Here is a 25,484-nt window from a genome sequence, read left to right on the forward strand (position 1 = left end):
AGCGCAAAATCGCTTATTTGGAAGTGTTGTTTTGTAAATAGTCATACTATATAGTCTTTCTCAACTGAGGTATGACCCTGGCGGATTTCGCGAGAGGCGTCCCCCGAGCTTCTATAAAAACAACAATCGGAGATCGACCCCATGAGCCAGGAATTGCGGCTTATTCGGCGCATCACGCTGAAACTGATTCCCTTCCTGATCCTGCTGTACCTGATCGCTTACGTAGACCGTTCCGCCGTAGGGTTCGCCAAGCTGCACATGGGCGCCGACGTTGGTATCGGTGATGCTGCCTATGGTTTGGGCGCAGGGTTGTTCTTCATCGGCTACTTTCTGTTCGAGATCCCCAGCAACCTGATGCTCGACCGCTTCGGCGCGCGGCGCTGGTTTGCGCGCATCATGATTACCTGGGGCGCCATCACCATCGGCATGGCCTTTGTGCAGGGGCCGCACAGTTTCTACGTGATGCGCTTTCTGCTGGGCGCGGCGGAAGCCGGGTTCTTCCCCGGGGTGCTGTACTACATCACCCAGTGGTTCCCGGTGCGCCATCGCGGCAAGATCCTTGGGCTGTTCATTCTCTCCCAACCCATTGCAATGATGATCACCGGCCCCGTGTCCGGTGGTTTGCTCGGCATGGACGGGATTCTTGGCCTGCACGGTTGGCAGTGGCTGTTTATCGTGATCGGCACCCCGGCGATCCTGCTGACCTGGCCGGTGCTGCGCTACCTGCCGGACGGTCCCAGGCAGGTCAACTGGATGAGCGAGCAAGAGAAAACCTGGCTTACCGGCGAGCTGGAAAAAGACCTGCAAGCCTACGGCCAGACCCGTCACGGCAACCCGCTGCACGCGCTCAGAGACAAACGCGTGCTGTTGCTGGCGCTGTTCTACCTGCCGGTGACCCTGAGCATCTACGGCCTGGGCCTGTGGTTGCCGACCCTGATCAAGCAGTTCGGTGGCAGTGACCTCACCACCGGCTTCATCTCGGCCGTGCCCTATATCTTCGGCATCATCGGCCTGCTGATCATCCCGCGCAGTTCCGATCGTTTGAACGACCGCTATGGCCATCTCGCCGTGCTCTATGTGCTCGGCGCCATTGGCCTGTTCTGCAGTGCCTGGCTGAGTGTACCGGTGCTGCAGATGGCCGCGCTGTGCCTGGCGGCCTTCGCGATGTTTTCCTGCACGGCGGTGTTCTGGACCTTGCCGGGACGGTTTTTTGCCGGTGCCAGCGCGGCGGCTGGCATCGCCTTGATCAACTCGGTGGGCAACCTTGGCGGCTATATCGGCCCGTTCGTGATCGGGGCGCTCAAGGAGTACACCGGCAACCTCGCCTCGGGCCTGTATTTCCTGTCCGGCGTGATGCTGTTCGGGTTGCTGCTGACCCTCGTGGTCTACCGCTTGCTGGAGCGCAAGCATGTACTGCCGGTCGATCAATTTGCTGCCAGCGCCCGTGGCGCCACACGTACTTAAATCCAGGAGAACCTGCATGCGTTTAGTTCAGTTCGAGTTGAGCAACGGTGAGCGCCGCGTCGGCGTGGTGGAAGGCGACACCCTGCGGGAAGTGCAGGGCGCGCACAGCGTGCGCGAATTGGCCCTGGCCGCGATCGAAGCCGGGGTCAAATTGCAGCAACAGGTACAGAGCCTGGGCCTGGGCGCCAGTCATGACTACGCGGCGCTGCTGGCCGAACTTAAAATCCTGCCACCGCTGGACCACCCGGACCCGGCCCATATGCTGATCAGCGGCACCGGCCTGACCCACCTGGGCAGTGCCTCGGCCCGCGACAAGATGCACCAGCAGGCCGGTGATGACAGCGCGATGACCGACACCATGCGCATCTTCAAATGGGGCGTGGAGGGCGGCAAACCCGCTGCCGGCCAGGCCGGTGTGCAGCCGGAGTGGTTCTACAAGGGCGACGGCAGCATTGTCGTGCGCCCAGGCGCCGCCTTCCCGGTGCCGCCGTTTGCCGAAGACGCCGGCGAAGAGCCGGAAATCGGCGGCCTGTATGTGATCGGTCATGACCGCAAGCCTTATCGCCTGGGCTTCGCGGTGGGCAACGAGTTCTCCGACCATGTGATGGAGCGCAAGAACTACCTGTACCTGGCCCATTCCAAACTGCGCAGTTGCAGCTATGGCCCGGAGTTGCGCGTGGGCGAGTTGCCCGCGCATCTGGCCGGTACCAGCCGCATCCTGCGTAACGGCGAGGTGATCTGGCAGAACGAATTCCTCAGTGGCGAAGCCAACATGTGCCACAGCCTGGAAAATCTTGAATACCACCACTTCAAATACAGTCAGTTTCTCAAACCGGGCGATGTGCACATTCACTTCTTCGGCACCGCCACCCTGTCATTCGCCGACGGTATACGTACTCAATCGGGCGATGTGTTCCAGATCAGCCAGGCTGAGTTCGGCGCGCCATTGATCAACGGCATCGGCACGGTCGACGCGGTATTCGAACCCGGCCACGTCATCACCCTTTAAGGAGACCTACATGACCCAGTTCCTCGGCCACAACTACATCGGCGGCCAGCGCAGCGCCAACGGCAGCGTCAAGCTGCAGAGTATCGATGCCACCACCGGCGAAGCCTTGCCCCAGGATTTCTACCAGGCCACCCCGCAAGAGGTGGATGCCGCCGCCAAAGCCGCAGCGGCCGCTTACCCGGCCTACCGCGCCTTGAGCGCCGCACGGCGTGCGCGGTTTCTGGACGCGGTGGCCGATGAGCTGGACGCGCTGGGCGATGATTTCGTCGAGTTGGTCTGCCGCGAAACTGCGTTGCCTGCTGCCCGTATCAAAGGCGAACGCGGGCGTACCAGTGGCCAGATGCGCTTGTTCGCCACCGTGCTGCGCCGTGGTGATTTCTACGGGGCGCGTATCGATAAAGCCTTGCCTGATCGCCAGCCGCTGCCACGCCCGGACCTGCGCCAATACCGTATCGGCCTGGGCCCGGTCGCCGTGTTTGGCGCGAGTAATTTCCCCCTGGCGTTTTCTACCGCCGGTGGCGACACCGCCGCTGCGCTGGCCGCCGGTTGCCCGGTGGTGTTCAAGGCGCACAGCGGGCACATGGCGACCGCCGAGCGCGTGGCCGATGCGATCATCCGCGCCGCCGAGGCCACCGAGATGCCCGCAGGCGTGTTCAACATGATCTTCGGCGGCGGTGTCGGTGAAGCGCTGGTCAAGCACCCGGCAATCCAGGCGGTGGGCTTCACCGGTTCGCTCAAGGGGGGTCGTGCCCTGTGCGATATGGCGGCCGCACGCCCGCAACCGATCCCGGTATTTGCCGAAATGTCGAGCATCAACCCGGTCATCGTGCTGCCCCAGGCCCTGCAAACGCGCGCCGAGAGTGTCGCCCGCGACCTGACTGCCTCGGTGGTACTAGGCTGCGGTCAGTTCTGCACCAACCCCGGACTGGTGATTGGCATTGCTTCGCCTGCGTTCACCGCGTTCACGCAACAGGTCGCGCAATTGATCGGTGAGCAACCGGCGCAAACCATGCTCAACACCGGCACCCTGGGCAGCTACGGCAAGGGCCTGGAAAAACTCCTGTCTCACTCGGGGATCCAGCATCTGGCAGGCAGCACGCAAGTGGGCAACCAGGCCCAACCGCAACTGTTCAAGGCGGATGTACGCTTGCTGATCGACGGCGACGAAGTGCTGCAGGAAGAAGTGTTCGGTCCCACCACGGTGTTCGTCGAGGTCGTCGACCAGGCTCAACTCAGCGCCGCCCTGCATGGGCTGCACGGCCAGTTGACCGCCACGATCATCGGCGAACCGGCTGACCTGCAACAGTTCGCCGAGTTGACGCCGCTGCTGGAGCAGAAGGTCGGGCGCATCCTGCTCAACGGTTACCCCACGGGGGTGGAAGTCTGCGATTCGATGGTGCACGGCGGGCCGTACCCGGCGACCTCGGACGCCCGCGGCACCTCGGTCGGCACCCTGGCCATCGACCGTTTCCTGCGGCCCGTGTGCTTCCAGAATTACCCTGATAGCCTGCTGCCCGACGCGTTGAAAAACGCCAACCCGTTGCGTATCCAGCGCTTGGTGGATGGCGCGCCGTCTCGAGAATCGCTGTAAGTCATCAGGAGGCTTCATGTCGTTGAGCGCAGTCACCGCACACCGTGCCCGGTTGGGCGAAGGGCCGTTCTGGGATGTTCGATCCCAGGCGCTTTACTGGGTGGATATCGCCGCCAAACAGGCACTGCGCTGGATGGACGGGCAGTTGCAGGTTTGGCAGTTGCCCGAGCATGTCTCGGCGTTTATTCCGTGTGAAAGCGGCGATGCGCTGGTGACCTTGAGCAGCGGTGTGTATCGCCTCGACCTGGCTACCCAGACGCTGACCCTGCTGTGCGTGGCCGACCCGCAGCCGGGCAACCGTGGCAACGAAGCGCGCTGCGATGCTCAGGGCCGGCTGTGGCTGGGCACCATGCAGAACAATATCGGTGAGCAGGGCGAAGACCTGCCCATCACCCGGCGCTCCGGTGGCCTGTTCCGTGTCGATGCCGATGCGCGTGTCACGCCGTTGCTCACCGGGCTGGGCATTCCCAACACGTTGCTTTGGAACGAGGAGGGTAGCCAGGTGCATTTCGGCGACAGCATGGACGGCACGCTGTATCAGCATTCAATCCAGTCCGACGGCCAGCTCGAACCCGCCCAGGTGTGGTTTGCACCCCATGAGCGCGGTGGGCCGGACGGCTCGGCCATGGACAGCGAGGGCTACATCTGGAACGCCCGTTGGGACGGCAGTTGCCTGCTGCGCCTGACGCCCGCAGGTGAGGTCGATCGCATCATCGAGCTGCCGGTCAGCCGTCCCACAAGTTGCGTGTTCGGTGGGCCCGACCTCACCACCTTGTATATCACCAGTGCCGCGAGTCCCTTGGATCACCCTTTGGACGGTGCGCTGTTGGCCATTGAAGTCGATGTCCCTGGCAAGCCTTGCCATCGTTTCGCCGGTTAAACCCAAGACTCAAAAACAACAACAAGAGGTGTCGTTCATGAAAAAGGTTCTACGCGTTCTGGCTGCCGCTGTTGCGTTAAGCAGCCTCAGCAGCATCGTATCCGCCGAAGAAGTGAAGATCGGCTTCCTGGTCAAGCAGGCCGAAGAGCCGTGGTTCCAGACTGAATGGGCCTTCGCCGAAAAAGCCGGCAAGGAGCATGGCTTCACGGTGATCAAGATCGCCGTGCCCGATGGCGAGAAAACCCTCTCGGCCATCGACAGCCTCGCCGCCAACGGCGCCAAGGGCTTTGTGATCTGCCCACCGGACGTGTCCCTGGGCCCGGCCATTGTCGCCAAGGCCAAGGTCAATGGCCTGAAAGTCATGGCCGTGGATGACCGCTTTGTCGATGCCAAGGGCAACTTCATGGAAGACGTACCGTACCTGGGCATGGCCGCGTTTGAAGTGGGCCAGAAACAAGGGGCCGCCATGGCCGCCGAAGCGAAAAAACGCGGCTGGGACTGGAAGGACACCTATGCGGTGATCAACACCTTCAACGAACTCGACACCGGCAAGAAGCGCACCGACGGCTCGATCAAATCCCTGGAAGACGCTGGTATTCCCAAGGATCACATCCTCACCGCCGCGCTTAAAACCCTCGACGTACCCGGCAGCATGGACGCCACCAACTCGGCCTTGGTCAAGCTGCCGAGCGGCGCGAAGAACCTGATCATCGGCGGCATGAACGACAACACGGTACTGGGCGGCGTGCGCGCCACCGAAAGTGCCGGGTTCAAGGCGGCCAACGTCATCGGCATCGGCATCAATGGCACCGACGCCATTGGCGAATTGAAGAAAGCCGACAGTGGTTTCTTCGGCTCCATGCTGCCGAGCCCGCATATCGAAGGCTATAACACCGCGCTGGCGATGTACGAATGGGTCACCACCGGCAAGGAACCTGCCAAGTACACCGCCATGGACGAAGTCACCCTGATCACCCGCGAGAACTTCAAGGAAGAGTTGACCAAAATCGGGTTGTGGAAATGACCGCTGCGGCCCTGCGTTTTGACGCTATCGGCAAAACCTTTCCCGGGGTCAAGGCGCTGGACGGCATCAGCTTCACTGCCCACCCCGGGCAGGTACACGCCTTGATGGGCGAGAACGGTGCGGGCAAGTCGACGCTGCTGAAAATCCTCGGCGGCGCCTACATTCCCAGCAGCGGCAGCGTGCAGATCGGCGCGCAGGTCATGGTGTTCAAGAACGCTGCCGACAGCATCGCCAACGGTGTCGCGGTGATCCACCAGGAACTGCATCTGGTGCCGGAAATGAGCGTGGCCGAGAACCTGTTCCTCGGGCACTTGCCGACGCGTTTCGGTGTGGTCAACCGCGGCGTGCTGCGCCAGCAGGCGCTGGCATGTCTCAAGGGCCTGGCCGATGAGATCGACCCCGACGAGAAGCTCGGGCGCCTGTCTTTGGGCCAGCGCCAACTGGTGGAAATCGCCAAGGCGTTGTCCCGCGGTGCCAACGTGATCGCCTTCGATGAGCCGACCAGCAGTTTGTCGGCGCGGGAAATCGACCGGCTGATGGCAATCATTGCGCGCCTGCGCGACGAGGGCAAAGTGGTGCTCTACGTGTCGCACCGCATGGAAGAAGTGTTCCGTATCTGCGATGCGGTGACGGTGTTCAAGGACGGTCGCTACGTGCGCACGTTCGAAGACATGAGCACGCTGACCCACGACCAGTTGGTGACCTGCATGGTCGGTCGCGATATCCAGGACATCTACGACTACCGCCCACGCGAGCACGGCGAAGTGGCGCTCAAGGTAGACGGCCTGCTCGGCCCGGGCCTGCGCGAGTCGATCAGCTTTGAGGTGCGCAAGGGCGAGGTCCTTGGGCTGTTCGGGCTGGTGGGGGCAGGGCGCACCGAGCTGTTTCGCCTGCTCAGTGGGCTGGAGCGCACCAGCGCCGGCAGCCTGCAGCTGTGCGGGCAAACCCTGCAATTGCGCTCACCCCGCGACGCCATCGCCGCCGGTATCTTGCTGTGCCCGGAGGATCGCAAAAAGGAAGGCATCATCCCGCTGGGCAGCGTCGCCGAAAACATCAACATCAGTGCCCGGGATGCGCATTCCACCTTTGGCTGGCTGTTGCGCGAAGGCTGGGAGAAAGCTAACGCCGACCGGCAGATCCAGGCGATGCGGGTCAAAACCCCGAACGCGGCGCAGAAGATCCTGTACCTCTCCGGCGGCAATCAGCAGAAAGCCATTCTCGGTCGCTGGCTGTCGATGCCGATGAAGGTCCTGCTGCTGGACGAGCCCACCCGCGGTATCGACATCGGCGCCAAGTCGGAGATTTACCAGATCATCCATAACCTGGCGGCCAGCGGCATTGCGGTAATCGTGGTGTCCAGCGACCTGATGGAGGTGATGGGCATTTCCGACCGCATCCTGGTGCTGTGCGAAGGCGCCATGCGCGGCGAACAACTGCGCGAGCACGCGACTGAATCCAACCTGCTGCAGCTGGCCTTGCCGCGCGGCCTGGCGAACTGAGAGAAGACCATGACTATTCAAAACAACGCGCTGCCTTCGGCACGCAAACCCCTCGATATGCGCGCATTGCTCGACAACTGGGCGATGCTGTTGGCTGCGGTGGGCATCTTCGTGCTGTGCGCGCTGCTGATCGATAACTTCCTCTCGCCACTGAATATGCGCGGGCTGGGCTTGGCGATATCCACGGTGGGCATTGCTGCGTGCACCATGCTGTTCTGCCTGGCGTCGGGGCACTTCGACTTGTCGGTGGGCTCGGTGATCGCCTGTGCCGGTGTGGTGGCGGCGATTGTGATGCGCGATACCGACAGCGTGATGCTGGGCATCGGCGCTGCATTGTTGATGGGCCTGATGGTGGGGCTGATCAACGGCATCGTGATCGCCAAGCTGCGCGTCAATGCCTTGATCACCACCCTGGCGACCATGCAGATTGTGCGCGGTCTGGCGTACATCTTCGCCGACGGCAAAGCGGTGGGTGTGTCGCAGGAACAGTTCTTTGTGTTCGGCAACGGCCAGTTGTTCGGTGTGCCGGTGCCGATCCTGATCACCATCGTGTGCTTTCTGTTTTTTGGTTGGCTGCTCAACTACACCACTTACGGGCGCAACACCATGGCCATCGGCGGCAACCCGGAAGCTGCGTTGTTGGCGGGGGTGAACGTTGATCGCACCAAGATATTGATCTTCGCCGTGCACGGCCTGATCGGCGCCCTGGCTGGAGTGATCCTGGCGTCACGCATGACCTCGGGCCAGCCGATGATCGGCCAAGGCTTCGAGCTCACAGTGATTTCGGCCTGTGTGCTGGGCGGCGTATCCCTGAGTGGCGGCATCGGCATGATTCGCCATGTGATTGCCGGGGTGCTGATCCTGGCGATCATTGAGAATGCGATGAACCTGAAGAACATCGACACGTTTTACCAGTACGTGATTCGCGGCTCGATCCTGCTTTTGGCCGTCGTTATCGACCGCATGAAACAACGTTGATCCAAGCCATCGGGAGATCAAATGTGGAAGGGGCGGTGCAACGATTCGACTTGCCCCTCTCACATGTTCACCGAGCACGAGCCATCCAGACGGGTGGGTGCCAAGGCCGTTACAAAATCAAGCTTGCCCCTGCCTGAACAAATCCATTGCAACGCTTCAAGCGACCAACGGGGGCTTGCGTCACCTCTGTTTAATTGTTAGCTTCTGGCAAAATGTTAACGATAACATTTGCTCTAACAATAAAAACAAAACAGAGACTCATGCCATGAAAATGCTCCCAAAAACCCTGTGTTTACTGGCTGTCGGCATCACCTTCGGTACTCAAGCCTTTGCCGCCACACCGCCCGCGCCCATTCGTATCGGCGCCTCCTTCCAGGAAATCAACAACCCCTATTTCGTCACCATGAAAAACGCTCTGGAAGAAGCCGGCGCGACCATCGGTGCCAAGCTGATCATCACCGACGCCCGCCACGACGTGTCCAAGCAGGTCAGTGACGTCGAAGACATGCTGCAAAAAGGCATCGATATCCTGCTGATCAACCCTACCGATTCGGTCGGCGTGCAGTCCGCCGTCAAGTCGGCCCACGCCGCAGGTGTCGTGGTGGTAGCAGTGGATGCCCAGGCGGACGGCCCGCTGGATTCGTTCGTGGGCTCGAAGAACTTCGACGCGGGCTTCCAGGCGTGTGAATACCTGGCGAAGACCATCGGTGGCAAAGGCAATATCGCCATCCTCGACGGCATCGCCGTGGTGCCGATTCTCGAACGTGTGCGCGGTTGCAAAGAGGCGGTGGCCAAGCATCCGGACATCAAGATCGTCAGCATCCAGAACGGCAAGCAGGAGCGTGACCAGGCGCTGACCGTGACCGAAAACATGCTGCAGGCCCAGCCGACCCTCAAGGGTATTTTCAGCGTGAATGACAACGGCTCCCTCGGTGCGCTCTCGGCCATCGAAGCCAGCGGCATGGACGTGAAACTGGTGAGCGTCGACGGTGCGCCGGAAGCGATCAAGGCGATCCAGAAACCCGGCAGCCATTTCATCGCCACCTCGGCCCAGTACCCCCGCGACCAGATCCGCCTCACCCTGGGCATTGCCCTGGCCAAAAAGTGGGGCTCTCAAGTCCCGGCCAGCGTGCCGGTGGACATCACCTTGATCGACCAGGCCAAGGCCAGGGACTTCAGCTGGTAAATCCCCAGGCCCCACGCAAACCGTGGGGCCCAGGTCTTCCTTCTGAACGCGAGGTCGGCGGTATGAGCAGTCTTCTGAAGCTGGAAAACATCTGTAAGCGTTACCCGGGGGTCCAGGCCCTCAAGTCCATCAACCTGCAAGTGGAGCGCGGCGAAATCCATGCCTTGCTGGGGGAAAATGGCGCGGGCAAATCCACCCTGATGAAGATCCTCGGCGGCGTCGAGCATCAGGACGAAGGGCAGATCCTCATCGACGGCCAGGCGCAGCAGTTCGCCACTTACCGCGATGCCATCGCCGCCGGTATCGGCATCGTGTTCCAGGAGTTCAGCCTGATTCCCTACCTCACGGCGGTGGAAAACATCTTCCTCGGCCATGAGTTGAGCAACCGCTTCGGCCTGTTGCGCAAACGTGAAATGACCGAGGCGGCGCAGGCGTTGTTTCAGCGTTTGGGGGTGAGTATCGACCTGCATTGCGCGGTCAAGCACCTGAGCGTGGCCGAGCAGCAGTTCGTCGAGATCGCCAAGGCCCTGGCCCTGGACGCACGCCTGCTGGTACTCGATGAACCCACCGCGACGCTGACGCCCAGCGAAGCCGAGCTGCTGTTCGAGATCATGCGAGAACTCAAGCGCCAGGGCGTGGCGGTGATTTTTATCTCGCATCACCTGGAAGAGATTTTCCAGGTCTGTGACCGCATCAGCGTGCTGCGCGACGGCGGCAATGTGGGCGTCACCGACGTGGCCGACAGCGATATCGACCGCCTGGTGGAGATGATGGTGGGGCGCCGCCTGGAGTGCAGTTTCCCGCCCAAGCCCACTTGCGAGCGCGGCCCGCTGTTGCTGGAGGTCAAAGACATCCAGCTGGTGCGCAATGGCCCACACAACAGCTTCCAACTGCACAAGGGTGAAATCCTGGGCTTTGCCGGGCTGGTGGGGTCGGGCCGTACCGAATTGGCCCTGGGCATGATGGGGGCGCTGCCGTCCGTGAGCAAAGAGGTGTGGTTGCGCGGCGAAAAAATCAGCCTCGATGACCCGGCCCAAGCCTTGGCGCACGGCATCGGCCTGCTGCCGGAAAGTCGCAAGAGCGAAGGGCTGATCACCGATTTCAGCATTCGCGAAAACATCTCCCTGAACAACCTGCCCAAATATCAGAACGCCTCGGGTTTGATCGACAAGGCCAAGGAGTGCGCCAGCGTCGAAGCACTGATGCGCCAGCTGTCGATCAAGGCGCCCAGCGGTGAAAGCCGCGTGCTTAACCTCAGCGGCGGCAATCAGCAAAAAGTCGTAATCGCGCGCTGGATCAACCACCACTGCGAGGTGCTGGTGTTCGACGAGCCCACCCGCGGCATCGACGTCGGCGCCAAGGCGCAGATCTACGCGCTGATGCGCAGCCTCACCGAACAAGGCTACGCAATCATCATGATTTCCTCCGAATTGCCCGAAGTCATCGGCATGTGCGACCGCGTCGCCGTGTTCCACAAGGGCGCGATCGTCAAGGTCCTGGAAGCGTCCGCCGTCAATCCTCAAGAGGTCATGCGCCATGCAACAGGGGGCTCAAGTGAATACGTCCATTAACACCGCAAACACCGGCCGCTTGCGCCTGAATATGGCACGGCTGCTGCGCTCGCCGGCGTTCTATCCCTTCGTGGGGCTGGTGGTGGTGACCCTGGTGATGATCCTTGCCAGCGATACCTTCCTCACCGCCAGCAACCTGTCCAACATCGCCCGCCAGGTGTCGATCAACGCGATCATCGCGGTGGGCATGACCTGCGTGATTCTTACCGGTGGCATCGATTTGTCGGTGGGGCCGGTGATGGCGTTATCCGGCACGCTCACGGCCGGTTTGATGTTGGCCGGCGTGCCGCCCGGCCTGGCGATTGGCGCCGGGCTGCTGGTAGGCGTGGCGTTCGGCATCGGCAACGGGCTGTTCGTGGCTTACCTGCACATGCCACCGATCATCGTCACGCTGGCGACCATGGGCATCGCCCGTGGGTTCGGGCTGATGTACACCGACGGCTACCCGATTTCCGGGCTGCCGGAGTGGTTCGCTTTTTTCGGGCGCGGCAGCGTGTTCGGTATGCAGGTGCCGATCCTGATCATGGTGCTCACTTACCTGGCCGCCTATGTGCTGCTGCAACACACGCGTATAGGCCGCTACATCTACGCCATCGGCGGCAATGAAGAAGCGGTGCGTTTGTCCGGGGTGCGTGCTGCGCGCTTCAAGCTGCTGGTGTACGGCATCAGTGGCCTGACGGCGGCGATAGCCGGGCTGGTGCTCACCTCGCGGCTAATGAGCGGCCAGCCCAATGCCGGTGTGTCGTTCGAGCTTGATGCGATTGCCGCCGTGGTACTCGGCGGTGCATCGATCGCCGGCGGGCGCGGGGTGATCGTCGGCACCTTGCTCGGCGCCATGCTGCTGGGCGTGTTGAACAACGGCTTGAACATGCTTGGCGTGTCGCCCTACGTCCAAAGTGTGATCAAGGGCGGGATCATTTTGCTGGCGATCTTTATCAGCCGTCAGCGCCATCGATAAATACCTCACTACACAGGATCGAACACCATGGACAAGCACACCCACATGCAAGCCGTCGTCTGCCACGGCCCGAAAGACTACCGCCTGGAACGCATCGGCAAACCCCAGGCCCGCGCCAATGAGCTGGTGATCCGCATCGCTGCCTGCGGTATCTGCGCCAGTGACTGCAAGTGCCACTCCGGCGCGGCGATGTTCTGGGGCGGTGACAACCCCTGGGTCAAGGCGCCGGTGGTGCCGGGACATGAATTTTTTGGCTACGTAGTGGAGGCGGGCGAGGGCGCCGAGGAACACTTCGAGGTCAAGGTCGGCGACAAGGTCATCGCCGAACAGATCGTGCCGTGCGGCAAGTGCCGTTTCTGCAAGTCGGGCAAATACTGGATGTGCGAAGTGCACAACATTTTCGGCTTCCAGCGTGAAGTGGCCGAAGGCGGCATGGCCCAGTACATGCGTATTCCCAAGACTGCCATCGTGCACAAGATCCCTGAGGCGGTGTCCCTGGAGGATTCGGCGCTGGTGGAGCCCATGGCCTGCTCGATCCACACCGTTAACCGCGGCGATATCCAGCTCGATGACGTGGTGGTGATTGCCGGTGCGGGCACCCTTGGCCTGTGCATGGTCCAGGTTGCCGCGTTGAAAACCCCGAAAAAGCTGGTGGTGATCGACATGGTCGACGCGCGCCTGGAACTGGCGAAAAAATTCGGTGCCGATGTGGTGATCAATCCCGCCCGTGACAACGCCCGCGAGATCATCAATGGCCTCACCGAAAACTATGGTTGCGATGTCTACATCGAGACCACGGGGGTACCGGCCGGCGTCATCCAGGGCCTGGACCTGATCCGCAAGCTTGGGCGGTTTGTGGAGTTCAGCGTGTTTGGCGCCGAGACCAGCGTGGACTGGTCGATCATCGGCGACCGCAAGGAACTCGATGTACGCGGCGCGCACCTGGGGCCGTATTGCTACCCGATTGCCATCGACCTGTTCGAGCGTGGCCTGGTCACGTCCAAAGGCATCGTCACCCACGATTTCCCGCTGGACGACTGGGCCGAAGCGTTCGAACTGGCGAACTCGACCAAGTCGATCAAGGTGCTGTTGAAACCGGTGCTGCCCGTCCATGAGTAACAACATGAACTACGTCATGGGTGTCGACATCGGCACCCAGAGCACCAAGGCGCTGCTGGTGGATGCCCAAGGCACGATCATTGCCCAACACAGCCAGGGCTATCGCGTGGATACCCCCAAAGTGCGCTGGGCCGAGCAATGGCCGCAGGTGTGGCTGGACGCTGTGCAAGCCTGCGTTGCCCAGTGCATGGCCAAGGCTGGCGTACCGGCGGGGCAGGTCAAGGCGCTGTGCATCAGCAGCCTGTACGGCGGCTCGGGGATTGCCGTGGATGCGCAGATGACACCGTTGCACCCGTGCCTGATCTGGATGGACCGCCGCGCTGGCGAGCAGGTCGAGTGGGTGCGTGAGCATGTGGATCTGGAGCGGCTGTTCGCGGTCACCGGCAACTCGGTGGACAGCTACTATGGCTTCACCAAGATGCTCTGGCTCAAGCAGCATCAACCGCAGGTGTGGGCGAACACTCGCTACCTGCTGCCGCCCAACAGCTACATAAACTGGTGCCTGACCGGCGAGTTGGCGGTGGACCACAGCAGCGCCGGCAATATCGGCGGGGTGTATGACGTGGCGGCGCGCAACTGGTCCGAAGAGATGCTCGCGGCGCTGGAGATTCCCCTGGCCATGATGCCCAAGCGCCTGTTGTATTCCGGTGAGGTGGTGGGTGAGCTGTTGCCGGACTGGGCGGCACGCCTGGGTTTGCAGGCGGGCATGCCGATCCTCGCCGGCGGCGTAGATGCGGCCATGGCCACCTTGGCCGCAGGCGTCACCCAGCCGGGTAATCATGTGGCGATGATCGGCACCAGCATGTGCTGGGGCTACCTCAACCAGCAGGTGGATGCGCACCACGGCCTGGTGAGCATGCCGCACGTCTACAACGGCCATCGCGACCTGTACATCTTTGGCGGCGCGATCACCGCCGGGGCTTCGGTCAGCTGGTTTCGCGAGCAGTTCTGCCAGGCCGAAGAGCAGCAAGCCCAGGCGACGGGGCAAGACAGCCTGGTGCTGCTGGAGCAGAGCGCGACGAAGATCCCGGCGGGCAGTGAAGGCGTGGTGTTCCTGCCGTACCTGATGGGCGAGCGCAGCCCGGTATGGGACGACCGCGCCAGCGGCAGTTTTGTCGGGCTGAACCTGTATCACAGCCGCATCCACCTGTATCGCGCGGTGCTGGAGGGGGTGAGTTTTGCCCTGCGCCACAATATCGAAGCGGGCACCCAGGGCGCGCATTCCCTTGACCCGCGTTTGATCGTGGTGGGTGGGGCCAGCCATTCGGATTTGTGGATGCAGATCATTGCCGATGTCACCCGCTACCCGGTGTACACCATTGTCCAGGAGGTTGAAGCGGCCCTGGGCGCGGCGTTGCTGGCGGCGCATACGGTGGGGTTGGTCAGTGATGAGGCGATGGACACAGGCTGGGTGCAACTGGAGCAGCGGGCACAGCCCAAGCGCGAGAATGTCATGGCCTATGACCGGGCGTTTACCGAGTACCTGAAGCTGTATCCGGCCCTGAAACCGATCATGCACACCCTGCAAACCACCTGACCCAACACAGTCCAAACAAAAATGTGGGAGCGGGCTTGCCCCAATGAGCAGAGGTATCTACACAACCTGGTAGCAGCCAACACTAACCACGATGCGAAGCGAGCCGCTCTTGATCTTGATCTGCTTTTGATCTCAGGCGCCCCGTCAAACCACGCTGGCCGGAATTCGACAGGGATTTGGGGGGTAAACCGGCAGGGATGCCGGTTTAGCCGCCCCGCGCCATGGATGGCGCGTGGCGGCGGCCCCCCAAATCCCTGTCGGATTACGGGCACACCGAGCCTAAGCGAGGTGCCGAGTGGTGGGGCAAGAGCCCTTTGGTTACTTTGGGGCTCTTTTCCAAAGTGACCCGCTGTAAAAGCGGAACCAACAGTGGCCGTGACCTAAATAACGGATATGTACTCGGTCTGATCCAGCATCCCGGTCGGCCCTCAGGCCGCCATCGGGGGCAAGCCCCCTCCCACAGTCAATCTTCATTGTTCTTGAGATTTTTATCTATGAACGCAGTCTTCGATTTCACTCAGCACCGCATCCTAGTCACCGGCGCCAGCAGCGGCATCGGTCGCGAAATCGCGCTCCAACTGATCAACAACGGCGCCGAAGTCTTCGCCCTTGGCCGCGACGCCCAAGCGTTGGCCGAACTGGGCTGCCACTCCCTCTGTGTGGACATTGCCGACAGCGCAGCCCTCGATAAAGCGCTGCAAGACCTGCCCCTCATGCACGGCCTGGTCAACTGCGCCGGCATCTCGCGCCTGGAACCCGCCGCTGCCATCAGCGCCGAGGCTTTCGACCAGGTAATGAACGTTAACGCTCGCGCCGCGGCCCAGGTGGCCAGTCGTGTCGCGGCAAAGATGATCGCGGCGAACGTCGCCGGCAGTATCGTCAACGTCTCAAGTCAGGCGTCGTTGGTGGCACTGGATGACCATCTTGGTTACTGCGCCTCCAAGGCTGCGCTGGATGCGATCACCCGTGTGCAGTGCGCTGAGTGGGGCCGTTTTGGTATCCGCGTCAATGGCGTCAACCCCACGGTGACCTTGACGCCGATGGCAAGCATGGCCTGGTCCGACCCGGCCAAGCGCGATCCGGCGCTGGCGGCGATCCCCTTGGGGCGTTTTGCGCAACCGGCGGAAGTGGCGTTGCCGGTGCTGTTCCTGCTGAGCGACGCAGCCAGCATGATCAGCGGCGTGAGCCTGCCCATCGACGGCGGTTACACCAGCCGCTAGCCGTTTTCCAACTGGCCGGCGATGACCACCTTGTCCCGCGGCTTGTACGGATCTTCCAGGCGATCGAGCAGCAAACGTACCGCGCTGCTGCCAGCCAGTGACGCGTCGTGGGCCACGCAGGCGATCGGCACGCCAAAGATATCGGCGAAGGGCAGGCGGTCGATGCCGCAGATGGTCAGGCTGTCATGGGAGATGTTGTGCATGCGCAGTGCGCGCAGTGCGCCGAGGGTGATCAACTGGTTAAAACCCATGATCGCGTCCGGCGCCGAATGTTCGGCGAGGTAGTCCAGGGTGTGCAGGTAGGATGGCATCAGCGTGTAGTCGCCCGCCTGCACTTCAACGTGCACCTGGGGATGCTCGGCCAGCACTTCGCGCAAGCCTTTGAGGCGCTCCACGGTGATGCGCGAGTGCTCGGGGCCGGTCAGCACCAGCAGGCGCTTGAGGTGCGGCGTCTGGCGCAACAAGTAGTGCGCGGCCTGGATGCCGCTGTGGTAGTTGTCGAGCACCACGCGGCTGAACGGGCTGTCGTGGATCGTGCGATCCAGCAGCACCACGGGGGTCTTGCCGTTACCCAGGCGTTCCAGGTAGTCGGGCTGGTAGCTGGGCTCATCGGAGACCGGCGACAGGATGATCCCCGCCACGCGGTAACCCAGCAGCGTATCGACCGCCTTGTTTTCCAGTTCTTCCAGTTCGTCGGTATCCACCAGCATGATGGTGTAGCCGTGTTGTTTCGCCTCGCGGGAAATGGCCTTGATCATCTCGCTGTAGAACGGGTTGTCGACCGACGCGGTGATCACGCCGATGATCAGGCTTTCACTGCGCTTGAGCCCGCGCGCGAAGGCGTTGGGCACGTAGTCGAGCTCGCGTGCCACCTCCAGGATGCGCGCCAGCGTCGCGGGTTTGACCAGGTCAGGTTTGCTCAGCGCCCGGGACACGGTGATGGTGGTCATGCCGACCCGTTTGGCAATGTCGCTGATGGTGACGGACTTTTTCTTGTTCATCGGTAAGGCTGCGAGAGGACACATCAGCAGGCTAGCATGTGTGCAGGCCCAGTGTGATTCAAATCAGCGGGTCCCAGCGTTGCGACCAGTCACCTTCAGCCTTGACCACCTCGCGCAGCAACGCCAGCGCCTGCTGCAGCACCGCCGAATCCCGCGCCCGCGAATACACCAGGTAAGTCGGGAAACTGAACTCCGGCGCCTTGGGCACGCGCTGCATCACGCCACTGTCCAGATAGCTTTGTACCACCCGCGTGCGGAAATACCCGGCGCCGCCGTTTTCCAGGATGTACTGCAGCGCCAATGGGCCCAGGTTGAAACTCACGGCGGCACGTGCGCGGTCGGGCAGGGCGGCGTCATGCTGCTGGCGGAAACCCTGGCCCCAGTCGATATACACATAGGGCTCGGGTTTGCTCGCCAATTGCACCAGGATCAGTTTTTCTTCCAGCACTTGCTCTACCTGCAAACCTGGCCAGTACTGCGGCTGGAACACCAGCGCGGCATCGAGCACGCCCAACTCCAGTTGACGCAACAGGTACTCGCCCTCGCGAATTTCGGTACGCAGTGCATGTCCGGGAATATGCTCGCGCAGCGCCTTGGCCCAACCGAGCATCAGCGGGTTGCACAGGCTGACCTCACCGCCGATATGCAGCACATTGCGATAGCCATCGGGTAACGGTAGGTCACGGCGTGCCGCTTCCCAGGTTTGCAGCAACTGGTTGGCGTACACCACAAAGGCCTCGCCATCGGCGGTCAGGCGTGCACCGGCACGGTTGCGAATAAACAGCGTGCTGCCCAACTGGCTCTCCAGGTTCTTGACCCGGGCGGTGATGGCGGTCTGGGTGACGTGCAGTTTCTCCGCCGCTGCGGCGAGGCTGCCGCAGCGGGTGATTTCGAGGAAGGTGCGTGCCAGTTCGATGTCCATGAAGCCCCCCGGAAGATGAATGGAGGGCATTGTAGTGGAATGCGGTAAAAACTGTGGGAGGGGGTATGCCTCCCACATTTTCGATTGAATCTCAGCTCAGGGTTTCAGGTGCTTGCAAATGCTCGGTAGGGAAGGCTTTTGCATAGGCATGACACACCCTCAACACCTGCTCATCGGCAAACCGCGCAGCCACCACATGCAACCCCACCGGCAAACCATTGGCGGCCAACCCGCACGGCACCGACGCAGCCGGTTGCTGGGTGAGGTTGAAGGGGTAGCTGAACGGCGTCCATTGCATCCACTCGTTCATCCCCGAGCCGGGCGGTACGTTGTGCCCGGCTTCGAACGCGGTAATCGGCATCATCGGCGATACCAGCACGTCGTAGTGCTCATGGAACGCCGCCATGCGCGCAACCAGTGCGGCGCGCGCTTCCAGGGCGGCGTTGAAGTCGTCCAGGCTCAGACGCCCGCCCCGTTGCGCAATACGCAGCAGCCCCGGGTCCAGCAGTTGCTTTTGCGCATCGCTCATCGCCCCGGTCAGGCGTGCAGCGCCGGCGGCCCACAGGGTGCTGAACACCTCAAGCGGGTCGCTGAAACCCGGATCGATCTGTTCGACATGGGCGCCCAATTGCACCAGGCCCTCAACCGCCTGTGCGACGACCTTGGCGACCTGCGGATCCACATCCACATAGCCGAACGTTGGGCTATAGGCGACACGCAAGCCTTTCAAATCTGCACCCGGCGTAAGCCAAGGGGTGGTCCTTGGCGCCCCGATCAGGCCATCGCGCACATCCACTTGTGCCACGGTCTGTAGCATCAGCACGCTGTCTTCCACGGTGCGGGTCATGGGCCCCAGATGCGACAGGATGGTCATGGAACTGGCCGGCCACTGCGGTACATAACCGAAGGTCGGCTTGATCCCGAACGTTCCGGTGAACGCACACGGGATGCGAATCGAACCGCCCGCATCGCTGCCCTGATGCAACACGCCGAGGTTCAACGCCGCCGCCGCCCCCGCGCCACCCGACGAGCCGCCCGCGGTGGTGCGTGTATCCCACGGGTTGCGGGTGATGCCGTACAGCGGGTTGTCGGTGACGCCTTTCCAGCCGAACTCCGGGGTGCTGGTCTTGCCCAGCAGCACCGCACCGGCCTTGCGCATGAAGTGCGAGAAGGGCGCGTCCACATTCCAGGGCCCCTCGGCGGATGAGGTGCGCGAGCCCTTGCGCGTGGGCATGCCGAGGGTCAGCGTGAGGTCTTTTATCGACGCTGGTACGCCATCCAGTGCGCCGCAAGGGGCACCTTTTAACCAACGTTGTTCCGAGGCCCGCGCCGCGCTCAATGCCCCCTCAGGATCGACATGGCAGTAGGCGTTCACCACCGGGTTGTAGCGTTCGATGCGCAGCAACGCATCTTCGGTGACCTCTACCGGTGACAAGCTCTTGTCGCGATAATGCTTGAGCAGTTGCACCGCCGTCAGTTGGCCGATCTCACTCATGCTTGAACTCCCTGAGCCGCGTTGACCATGGCCCGCAGCAACACCGCGCAGCCAGCCGCCAGATCATCCGGCGCGGCGTTTTCGATTTCGTTATGGCTGATGCCGCCTTCGCACGGCACGAAGATCATCCCGGCGGGGCCCAGTTCGGCGACGAAAATCGCGTCATGCCCAGCGCCGCTGACGATGTCCATATGGCTCAAGCCCAAGGCCCTCGCGCCATCGCGCACGGCATTGACGCAGGCCGGGTTGAAGTCCAGCGGCGGGAAGTCGGCGGTGGGTGTCAGTTCAAAGGTCAAGCCGTGTCGGTCGGCCGTGGTTTCGATCACTGCGCGTACTTCATCGACCATGGCTTGCAGTTTGTCCCCATGCAGGTGACGCAAGTCGAGGGTCATCTGCACCTGGCCGGGAATCACATTGCGCGAACCCGGGTGCAGGCTCAGGCAACCAACGGTGCCGCAGGCATGGGGCTGTTGTTGATGGGCGATACGGTTGACCGCGCTGACCACCTCGGCGGCGCCGACCAGGGCATCCTTGCGCAGGTGCATCGGGGTGGGGCCGGCGTGGGCTTCGACGCCTGTGAGGGTCAGGTCGAACCATTTCTGGCCCAGGCAGCCCATGACCACGCCGATAGTGGTGGCCTGGTCTTCCAGTACCGGGCCTTGCTCTATATGGGCTTCGAAGTAGGCGCCGACCGGATGGCCCAGAACCGTACGGGAACCGGCATAGCCAATGCGCTGTAGTTCGGCACCTACCGACAGGCCCTGGTCGTCGCGTTTGTCGAGGGTGTCCTGCAAGTCGAACTTCCCGGCAAACACCCCGGAGCCCATCATGCACGGCGGGAAGCGCGAGCCTTCTTCGTTGGTCCACACCACCACTTCAATCGGCGCCTGGGTCTGGATCTGCAAGTCATTCAAGGTGCGGATCACTTCCAGCCCGGCCATCACCCCGTAGCAGCCGTCGAACTTGCCGCCGGTGGGTTGGGTGTCGATGTGGCTGCCGGTCATCACCGGGGGCAGGGCGGGGTTGCGTCCGGCACGACGCGCAAAGATATTGCCGATGGCGTCGACAGTGACGCTGCACCCAGCCGCTTCGCACCACTGCACAAACAGGTCGCGGGCCTGGCGGTCCAGATCGGTGAGGGCCAGGCGACACACGCCACCCTTGGCCGTGGCGCCGAGTCGGGCCAGGTCCATCAGCGATTGCCACAGGCGGTCACGGTTGATCAGCGGGGCGTTGCTCTGGAGCGGTTGCGCAACACTATTCATCAGAGATCTCCAGTCAGGCACTCAAGGCCAGATAACGGTTCTTGATCGACGGGTCGGCACGGAAGTCAGCGGCGCTGCCTTCGTACACCACGCGGCCCTGTTCGAGTACGTAATGACGGTCGGCGAGCTTGTCGCAGACCATCAGGTTCTGCTCCACCAGCAGCACCGGCAGGCCGTCGTCCTTGACCTTGCGCAGGATCTTCACCAGCTCGTCGACGATCACCGGGGCCAGGCCCTCGGTGGGTTCGTCGAGGATCAGCAGCTTGGGGTCGTTGAGCAGGGCGCGGGCGATGGCGAGCATTTGCTGTTCGCCGCCGGATAGCGCATGGCCGGCGTTTTTGCGCCGTTCCTTGAGGCGCGGGAACATGGCGTATACATCGTCCAGTTGCCAACGGCTGCTTTTGCGTACGGCGATGCGCAGGTTTTCCTCGACGCTGAGCAGGCGGAAAATCCCGCGGTTCTCCGGCACCAGTGCCAAGCCCTGGCGTGCAATTTCAAAGATTTTCTGCCCCACCAGCGCCTGGCCATTGAAGTGAATCTGGCCCTGACGCGGGCAAATGATGCCGAGGATGCTGCGCAGGGTGGTGGTCTTGCCGGCGCCATTGCGACCCAGCAGGGTCACCAGTTCGCCAGGGTTGACGGTCAATGACACGCCTTCCAGCACATGGCTCTTGTCGTAGTAGGAATGGATATTCTCGACGATCAGCATCAGGCGGCCTCCCCAAGGTATGCAGTGCGCACACGTTCATCGGCACGCACGAAATCTGGCGTGCCTTCCACCAGGATCTGGCCGTGGCTCATTACCGTAATGCGTTGGCTGATGGACATGACAATGCTCATGTTGTGTTCGATCAGCAGCACCGTGTGGTCGCGGCCGAGGTCGCTGATCAGTTGGGTCATGATCGGGATGTCGTCGATGCCCATGCCCGAAGTGGGCTCGTCGAGCATCAGCAGTTTGGGTTTGGAGCAGATCGACATGCCCACCTCCAGTACCCGCTGCTGGCCGTGGGACAACTCGCCGGCCAGGGTGTCGGCGCGGGCAGTGAGTTGCAGGCGCTCAAGGACCTGGTCGGCCATCTCCAGGTGTTCGCGCTTGCTGTCCACTCGGCGCCAGAAGTTCAAGGCCCGGGCGCCATCGCGGCCCTGGGCGGCCAGTCGCAGGTTTTCGCGCACGCTGAGGTTCTGGAACAGGCTGGTGAGCTGGAACGAACGCGCCATGCCCAGGCCGACGCGGGCATGGGCGGGCTTGCGCATCAGGTTGTTGCCGTCGAAATGGATCGCTCCGGCAGTGGCCTGGCGCTCACCTGTCAGGCAATGAAACAGGCTGGTCTTGCCAGCGCCATTGGGGCCGATAATGGTGTGGATAGTGCCGGCCTCGACCTTGAGGTTGACGCCATTGACCGCATGGAACGCGCCATAGGCCAGTTCCAGGTTCTGGGTTTCCAGCAGGATGCTCATAGCCCTGGCTCCTTGGCGACGGCCGCAGTTTTGCGATTGCCGCGCAGCTTCTCGAACAGCGACGCCAGGCCGCCCCACAAACCGCCGCGCATGAAGATCACCACCAGGATCAGGATCACCCCCAGCAGCATCAGCCAGCGCGGCCACAGGTCGGAGAGGAAATCCCCCAGCAGCACAATGGAGCCGGCGCCCAGCAATGAGCCGAACAACGAGCCCGTGCCGCCGACGATGGTCATGATCAGAATGTTCTCGGACATCGCCAGGTCAATATTGGACAGTGGCACAAAGTGCAGCAGCATGGCGTACAGCGCCCCGGCAATCCCGGTGACCGCCCCGGACAGCACGAACACCAGGATCTTGAAGTGCCGCGTGTCGTAGCCGATGGCCGAGGCCCGGGTTTCGTTCTCACGGATCGCCATCAGCGTGCTGCCGAACGGCGAAGCGATCACCCGGCGAGCGCCGATAAAGATCAGCAGGAACAGCACCGCGACAAATCCATAGAAGGCACGGGCATCGGCCAAGGACAGCAGCACGGTTTCACCCACACGGATTTCCGGGCGCGGCACGCTGAGCAGGCCGTTGTCGCCGCCGGTCCAGTCGCTCAGGGTGTAGGCGACGAAATAGGCCATCTGGCTGAACGCCAGCGTGAGCATCACGAAGTAAATGCCGGTGCGCCGAATCGCCAGGGCGCCCACCAGCAATGCCAGGAAACCGCCGGCGATTGCGGCACCCAGCAGTGCGGTGAACAACCCCAGTTGCAGGTGGATCATCAGCAACGCCGCGCAGTAGGCGCCGGCCCCGAAGAAGATGCCTTGGCCGAATGACAGCAAGCCGGTGTAGCCCAGCAACAGGTTGCAAGCCAGGGCGGCCATGGCAAAGATCAGGATCTCGGTGGCCAGGGTTGCCGAGGGCAGTATCAACGGCAGGCCGATCAGCACCGCCAATACCCACAGCAGCATCGCTTTGGATTGGGTTTTGGCAAACGGCAGGGGATTTTTCTCGCTCATGTCAGGCTCTCCCGAACAGGCCGTAGGGGCGGACCAGAATCACCACGGCCATCGCGCCGTAGATCATCAGGCTCGCACCCTGGGGCCAGAGTGTGGTCATCAGGCTTTGCACGACGCCTACCAGCAAACCGCCGACCAGCGCACCGCTGAACGAGCCCATGCCGCCGATCACCACCACCACGAACGCCACCCCGAGAATCTCCGGGCCGACAAAGGGCTGGGCGCCGCGCAACGGTGCGAACAACACCCCGGCGACACCGGCCAGGGCCACGCCGAGGGCGAAGGTCATGGAGAACAGGCGGAAAATATTGGTGCCCAGCAATGACACGGTTTCAGTGCTCTCACTGCCGGCGCGCACCAGGGCGCCGAAGCGCGTGCGTTCCAGCAGCAGCCACAGGCCCAGGCCGACCAGCCCGGAAAACACGATGAGAAACAGGCGGTAGTAGGGATAGACAAAATCCCCCACCACCAGCACGCCGCGCAGCAACTCCGGTACGGCGACACTTTTGCCCACCGGGCCCCAGATCATCACGCTGGCTTCCTGGATAATCAGCGCGATCCCCAGGGTTACCAGAATCTGGAACATGTGCGGCAAGTGGTAGATCCGCTGGATCAGCAAACGCTCGATCACCCAGGCCAGCGCAGCCACCACCAGCGGCGCGACGAGCAGCGCCAGCCAGAAGCTGCCGGTGAGGCTCACGGCGGTGTAGCAGATGTAGGCGCCCAGCAGGAAAAACGCGCCGTGGGCGAAGTTGACGAAGTTGAGCAGGCCGAAAATGATCGTCAGCCCGACCGCGATCAGGAAGTAGATCATCCCCAGCCCAAGGCCGTTGAGAATCTGGAACAGGTACAAATTGAGCATGCAGGAACCCTCTGCAGGCGGCCGCTTGCGCGGCCCTGCGCGACAAAAGTAAGCAGTCAGCCGAGCGTGCAGCCCGTCGCCTCGACCGGTGGGAACGATTGGCCGGCGCTGAGCACCTTGGCCAGGTCGTCCTTGTCGGCCATGTCGCCGCTGGCCTTGCCGACCAGCAGGTAGTAATCCTTGATCACCTGATGGTCGCCGGCGCGGATCGACTCCTTGCCGGTCGGGCCTTCATAGCTCAAGCCTTGCATGGCCTTGGCCACGGTTGCGCCGTCGAAGCTGCCGGTGGCGATGATGGTGTCGAGCATGACCTTGGTGCTGATGTAGTCGGCGGCCAGCGGGTAGGTGGGGTTGATGCCGTATTTGGCCTGGGTCAGCTTGACCAGTTCGCGGTTGAGTGGCGTATCGACCTGATGCCAGTACTGCGCGCCGAGGTACACGCCTTCGAGCACATCGCTGCCCAGTTCCTGGAATTGATCAAGGCCGGCCGACCATACCAGCAGCACCTTCATGCGTTCCTTGATGCCGAAGTTCACCGCCTGGCGCAAGGTGTTGGACGACTGGCTGCCGAAGTTGAGCAGTACCAGCACGTCGGGCCGGGTGGAAATGGCGTTGGTCAGGTAGCCGGAGAATTCCTGCTCCTGCAGCGAGTGGTAGCTGTTGCCGACATGCTCCAGGCCGTGTTCCTTCAGCACGCTCTTTGCGCCTTCGAGCAAGGCTTCGCCGAACACGTATTGCGGCGTGATGGTGTACCAGCGTTTGGCGTCCGGCAACAGTTTGATCAGCGGCACCATGGTTTCGCGGATCGCGCCGTAGGTGGGCACTGACCAGCGAAAGGTCGCCTTGTTGCAATCCTTGCCGGTGACTTCATCGGCACCCACCGGGGTCATGAAAACGCCGCCGACTTTATCGACTTCCTTGGCCACCGCCAGGGCGGAAGACGACAGTGTGCAACCCTGGAAAACGCGTGCGCCGTCCTGCGCGATTGCCTCCTGCACCTTGCGCACCGCCTTGCCGGCGTTGCCTTCGGTGTCGATAACCTTGTAGGTCAGCGGGCGGCCGAGGATCTCGGCATGCTGTTGCACGGCCAGGCGCGAACCCATGTCGGCAAATTTGCCATAGCTGGCAAACGCGCCAGACATGGACTTGAGGCCGTAAAAGGTAAAGGGCTCGGCGGCGAAGGCCGAACGCACGCTCAGCGGCAAGCTGAGGGCGGCGGCCGCGGTGAGGCTGGCTTTCAATAACGTACGACGCTGCATGGGGTGACTCCCTGGTTTAGTTATTGGCAGGAGCGGCAAGGGCGATACGGTGGTGCAAGGGCCTGTGGGCAGGCTTGTTATTGGGTAACTCGGTTCAACAGATGGACACGGTCAAATGTGGGAGCTGGCTTGCCTGCAATGCGGGCGCCTCGGTGTTACAGGGGGACCGAGTCGATGCC

Annotated in this window: 22 protein-coding genes; 13 read left to right on the forward strand and 9 right to left on the reverse strand. The window is 62.3% G+C overall.

Annotated features, from left to right (window positions below; translation table 11 throughout):
- The first annotated feature begins 141 nt into the window (after nucleotides 1-141).
- The 13 genes from PSEBG33_RS15630 to PSEBG33_RS15570 all read left to right on the forward strand — a co-directional run bounded on the left by PSEBG33_RS15630 (nucleotide 142) and on the right by PSEBG33_RS15570 (nucleotide 16,036).
- Nucleotides 142-1,464, forward strand: a complete 1,323-nt coding sequence (locus PSEBG33_RS15630; RefSeq protein ID WP_005787484.1) for an MFS transporter — start codon at nucleotides 142-144, stop codon at nucleotides 1,462-1,464.
- A 16-nt stretch (nucleotides 1,465-1,480) separates the two neighbouring features.
- Nucleotides 1,481-2,473, forward strand: coding sequence for an AraD1 family protein (araD1, locus tag PSEBG33_RS15625; RefSeq protein WP_005787486.1), 993 nt, complete (start codon nucleotides 1,481-1,483; stop codon nucleotides 2,471-2,473).
- 10 nt (nucleotides 2,474-2,483) lie between these two features.
- Nucleotides 2,484-4,064 (forward strand): aldehyde dehydrogenase (NADP(+)), encoded by a 1,581-nt coding sequence (locus PSEBG33_RS15620; RefSeq protein WP_005787488.1) that lies wholly within the window; start codon nucleotides 2,484-2,486, stop codon nucleotides 4,062-4,064.
- A 16-nt stretch (nucleotides 4,065-4,080) separates the two neighbouring features.
- Nucleotides 4,081-4,944, forward strand: coding sequence for an SMP-30/gluconolactonase/LRE family protein (locus tag PSEBG33_RS15615; protein WP_005787489.1), 864 nt, complete (start codon nucleotides 4,081-4,083; stop codon nucleotides 4,942-4,944).
- 37 nt (nucleotides 4,945-4,981) lie between these two features.
- Nucleotides 4,982-5,968 (forward strand): substrate-binding domain-containing protein, encoded by a 987-nt coding sequence (locus tag PSEBG33_RS15610; RefSeq protein ID WP_005787492.1) that lies wholly within the window; start codon nucleotides 4,982-4,984, stop codon nucleotides 5,966-5,968.
- Nucleotides 5,965-7,467, forward strand: coding sequence for an L-arabinose ABC transporter ATP-binding protein AraG (araG, locus tag PSEBG33_RS15605; protein ID WP_005787493.1), 1,503 nt, complete (start codon nucleotides 5,965-5,967; stop codon nucleotides 7,465-7,467). Before PSEBG33_RS15610 ends, araG begins: the two co-directional genes overlap by 4 nt.
- Before the next feature lie 9 nt (nucleotides 7,468-7,476).
- The gene (araH, locus tag PSEBG33_RS15600) at nucleotides 7,477-8,445 is read left to right on the forward strand and encodes an L-arabinose ABC transporter permease AraH (protein ID WP_005787495.1); all 969 of its coding nucleotides are present in this window, start codon (nucleotides 7,477-7,479) and stop codon (nucleotides 8,443-8,445) included.
- A 265-nt stretch (nucleotides 8,446-8,710) separates the two neighbouring features.
- Nucleotides 8,711-9,631 (forward strand): substrate-binding domain-containing protein, encoded by a 921-nt coding sequence (locus PSEBG33_RS15595; protein ID WP_005787497.1) that lies wholly within the window; start codon nucleotides 8,711-8,713, stop codon nucleotides 9,629-9,631.
- A 62-nt stretch (nucleotides 9,632-9,693) separates the two neighbouring features.
- Nucleotides 9,694-11,202, forward strand: a complete 1,509-nt coding sequence (locus PSEBG33_RS15590; RefSeq protein WP_005787499.1) for a sugar ABC transporter ATP-binding protein — start codon at nucleotides 9,694-9,696, stop codon at nucleotides 11,200-11,202.
- A complete protein-coding gene (locus PSEBG33_RS15585) occupies nucleotides 11,168-12,160 on the forward strand; it encodes an ABC transporter permease (RefSeq protein ID WP_005787501.1) in 993 nt (330 codons plus the stop codon). Before PSEBG33_RS15590 ends, PSEBG33_RS15585 begins: the two co-directional genes overlap by 35 nt.
- Nucleotides 12,161-12,187: 27 nt before the next feature.
- Entirely contained in the window at nucleotides 12,188-13,279 is a 1,092-nt protein-coding gene (locus PSEBG33_RS15580) for an erythritol/L-threitol dehydrogenase (protein ID WP_005787503.1), read from the forward strand.
- 4 nt (nucleotides 13,280-13,283) lie between these two features.
- Nucleotides 13,284-14,816, forward strand: a complete 1,533-nt coding sequence (locus PSEBG33_RS15575; protein ID WP_005787505.1) for an FGGY-family carbohydrate kinase — start codon at nucleotides 13,284-13,286, stop codon at nucleotides 14,814-14,816.
- Nucleotides 14,817-15,310: 494 nt separating this feature from the next.
- A complete protein-coding gene (locus tag PSEBG33_RS15570; protein ID WP_005787507.1) occupies nucleotides 15,311-16,036 on the forward strand; it encodes an SDR family oxidoreductase in 726 nt (241 codons plus the stop codon).
- Here the strand turns inward: PSEBG33_RS15570 and PSEBG33_RS15565 are convergent.
- The 9 genes from PSEBG33_RS15565 to PSEBG33_RS15525 form a co-directional block, all read right to left on the reverse strand.
- The gene (locus PSEBG33_RS15565) at nucleotides 16,033-17,037 is read right to left on the reverse strand and encodes a LacI family DNA-binding transcriptional regulator (protein WP_005787509.1); all 1,005 of its coding nucleotides are present in this window, start codon (nucleotides 17,035-17,037) and stop codon (nucleotides 16,033-16,035) included. The genes PSEBG33_RS15570 and PSEBG33_RS15565 overlap by 4 nt on opposite strands.
- Nucleotides 17,038-17,095: 58 nt before the next feature.
- On the reverse strand, nucleotides 17,096-17,959 hold the full coding sequence (locus PSEBG33_RS15560) for a LysR family transcriptional regulator (protein WP_005787511.1): 864 nt from the start codon (nucleotides 17,957-17,959) through the stop codon (nucleotides 17,096-17,098).
- A 91-nt stretch (nucleotides 17,960-18,050) separates the two neighbouring features.
- Nucleotides 18,051-19,454, reverse strand: coding sequence for an amidase (locus PSEBG33_RS15555; protein ID WP_005787513.1), 1,404 nt, complete (start codon nucleotides 19,452-19,454; stop codon nucleotides 18,051-18,053).
- Nucleotides 19,451-20,719, reverse strand: coding sequence for a Zn-dependent hydrolase (locus PSEBG33_RS15550; RefSeq protein ID WP_005787515.1), 1,269 nt, complete (start codon nucleotides 20,717-20,719; stop codon nucleotides 19,451-19,453). The genes PSEBG33_RS15555 and PSEBG33_RS15550 overlap by 4 nt, the downstream gene beginning before the upstream one ends.
- 13 nt (nucleotides 20,720-20,732) lie before the next feature.
- Nucleotides 20,733-21,428: an ABC transporter ATP-binding protein gene (locus PSEBG33_RS15545; RefSeq protein WP_005787517.1), complete on the reverse strand. Its 696-nt coding sequence runs from the start codon at nucleotides 21,426-21,428 to the stop codon at nucleotides 20,733-20,735.
- Nucleotides 21,428-22,177, reverse strand: coding sequence for an ABC transporter ATP-binding protein (locus PSEBG33_RS15540; protein WP_005787519.1), 750 nt, complete (start codon nucleotides 22,175-22,177; stop codon nucleotides 21,428-21,430). Before PSEBG33_RS15540 ends, PSEBG33_RS15545 begins: the two co-directional genes overlap by 1 nt.
- On the reverse strand, nucleotides 22,174-23,184 hold the full coding sequence (locus PSEBG33_RS15535; RefSeq protein WP_005787521.1) for a branched-chain amino acid ABC transporter permease: 1,011 nt from the start codon (nucleotides 23,182-23,184) through the stop codon (nucleotides 22,174-22,176). The genes PSEBG33_RS15540 and PSEBG33_RS15535 overlap by 4 nt, the downstream gene beginning before the upstream one ends.
- A 1-nt stretch (nucleotide 23,185) precedes the next feature.
- A complete protein-coding gene (locus tag PSEBG33_RS15530; RefSeq protein WP_005787523.1) occupies nucleotides 23,186-24,046 on the reverse strand; it encodes a branched-chain amino acid ABC transporter permease in 861 nt (286 codons plus the stop codon).
- A gap of 56 nt (nucleotides 24,047-24,102) precedes the next feature.
- Complete coding sequence (locus tag PSEBG33_RS15525) at nucleotides 24,103-25,305, reverse strand: ABC transporter substrate-binding protein (RefSeq protein ID WP_005787527.1); 1,203 nt, start codon at nucleotides 25,303-25,305, stop codon at nucleotides 24,103-24,105.
- Nucleotides 25,306-25,484: the final 179 nt, after the last annotated feature.

The organism is Pseudomonas synxantha BG33R (genome assembly GCF_000263715.2).
Lineage (GTDB): Bacteria > Pseudomonadota > Gammaproteobacteria > Pseudomonadales > Pseudomonadaceae > Aquipseudomonas > Aquipseudomonas synxantha_A.

Coding starts and splice junctions, on each gene's coding strand:
- PSEBG33_RS15525 (WP_005787527.1), bottom strand. CDS start 25,305: ATGCAGCGTCGTACGTTATTGAAAGCCAGCCTCACCGCGGCCGCCGCC.
- araD1 (WP_005787486.1), top strand. CDS start 1,481: ATGCGTTTAGTTCAGTTCGAGTTGAGCAACGGTGAGCGCCGCGTCGGC.
- PSEBG33_RS15595 (WP_005787497.1), top strand. CDS start 8,711: ATGAAAATGCTCCCAAAAACCCTGTGTTTACTGGCTGTCGGCATCACC.
- PSEBG33_RS15560 (WP_005787511.1), bottom strand. CDS start 17,959: ATGGACATCGAACTGGCACGCACCTTCCTCGAAATCACCCGCTGCGGC.
- PSEBG33_RS15620 (WP_005787488.1), top strand. CDS start 2,484: ATGACCCAGTTCCTCGGCCACAACTACATCGGCGGCCAGCGCAGCGCC.
- PSEBG33_RS15630 (WP_005787484.1), top strand. CDS start 142: ATGAGCCAGGAATTGCGGCTTATTCGGCGCATCACGCTGAAACTGATT.
- PSEBG33_RS15555 (WP_005787513.1), bottom strand. CDS start 19,454: ATGAGTGAGATCGGCCAACTGACGGCGGTGCAACTGCTCAAGCATTAT.
- PSEBG33_RS15530 (WP_005787523.1), bottom strand. CDS start 24,046: ATGCTCAATTTGTACCTGTTCCAGATTCTCAACGGCCTTGGGCTGGGG.
- PSEBG33_RS15550 (WP_005787515.1), bottom strand. CDS start 20,719: ATGAATAGTGTTGCGCAACCGCTCCAGAGCAACGCCCCGCTGATCAAC.
- PSEBG33_RS15585 (WP_005787501.1), top strand. CDS start 11,168: ATGCAACAGGGGGCTCAAGTGAATACGTCCATTAACACCGCAAACACC.
- PSEBG33_RS15540 (WP_005787519.1), bottom strand. CDS start 22,177: ATGAGCATCCTGCTGGAAACCCAGAACCTGGAACTGGCCTATGGCGCG.
- araH (WP_005787495.1), top strand. CDS start 7,477: ATGACTATTCAAAACAACGCGCTGCCTTCGGCACGCAAACCCCTCGAT.
- PSEBG33_RS15580 (WP_005787503.1), top strand. CDS start 12,188: ATGGACAAGCACACCCACATGCAAGCCGTCGTCTGCCACGGCCCGAAA.
- PSEBG33_RS15610 (WP_005787492.1), top strand. CDS start 4,982: ATGAAAAAGGTTCTACGCGTTCTGGCTGCCGCTGTTGCGTTAAGCAGC.
- PSEBG33_RS15535 (WP_005787521.1), bottom strand. CDS start 23,184: ATGAGCGAGAAAAATCCCCTGCCGTTTGCCAAAACCCAATCCAAAGCG.
- araG (WP_005787493.1), top strand. CDS start 5,965: ATGACCGCTGCGGCCCTGCGTTTTGACGCTATCGGCAAAACCTTTCCC.
- PSEBG33_RS15615 (WP_005787489.1), top strand. CDS start 4,081: ATGTCGTTGAGCGCAGTCACCGCACACCGTGCCCGGTTGGGCGAAGGG.
- PSEBG33_RS15545 (WP_005787517.1), bottom strand. CDS start 21,428: ATGCTGATCGTCGAGAATATCCATTCCTACTACGACAAGAGCCATGTG.
- PSEBG33_RS15565 (WP_005787509.1), bottom strand. CDS start 17,037: ATGAACAAGAAAAAGTCCGTCACCATCAGCGACATTGCCAAACGGGTC.
- PSEBG33_RS15570 (WP_005787507.1), top strand. CDS start 15,311: ATGAACGCAGTCTTCGATTTCACTCAGCACCGCATCCTAGTCACCGGC.
- PSEBG33_RS15575 (WP_005787505.1), top strand. CDS start 13,284: ATGAACTACGTCATGGGTGTCGACATCGGCACCCAGAGCACCAAGGCG.
- PSEBG33_RS15590 (WP_005787499.1), top strand. CDS start 9,694: ATGAGCAGTCTTCTGAAGCTGGAAAACATCTGTAAGCGTTACCCGGGG.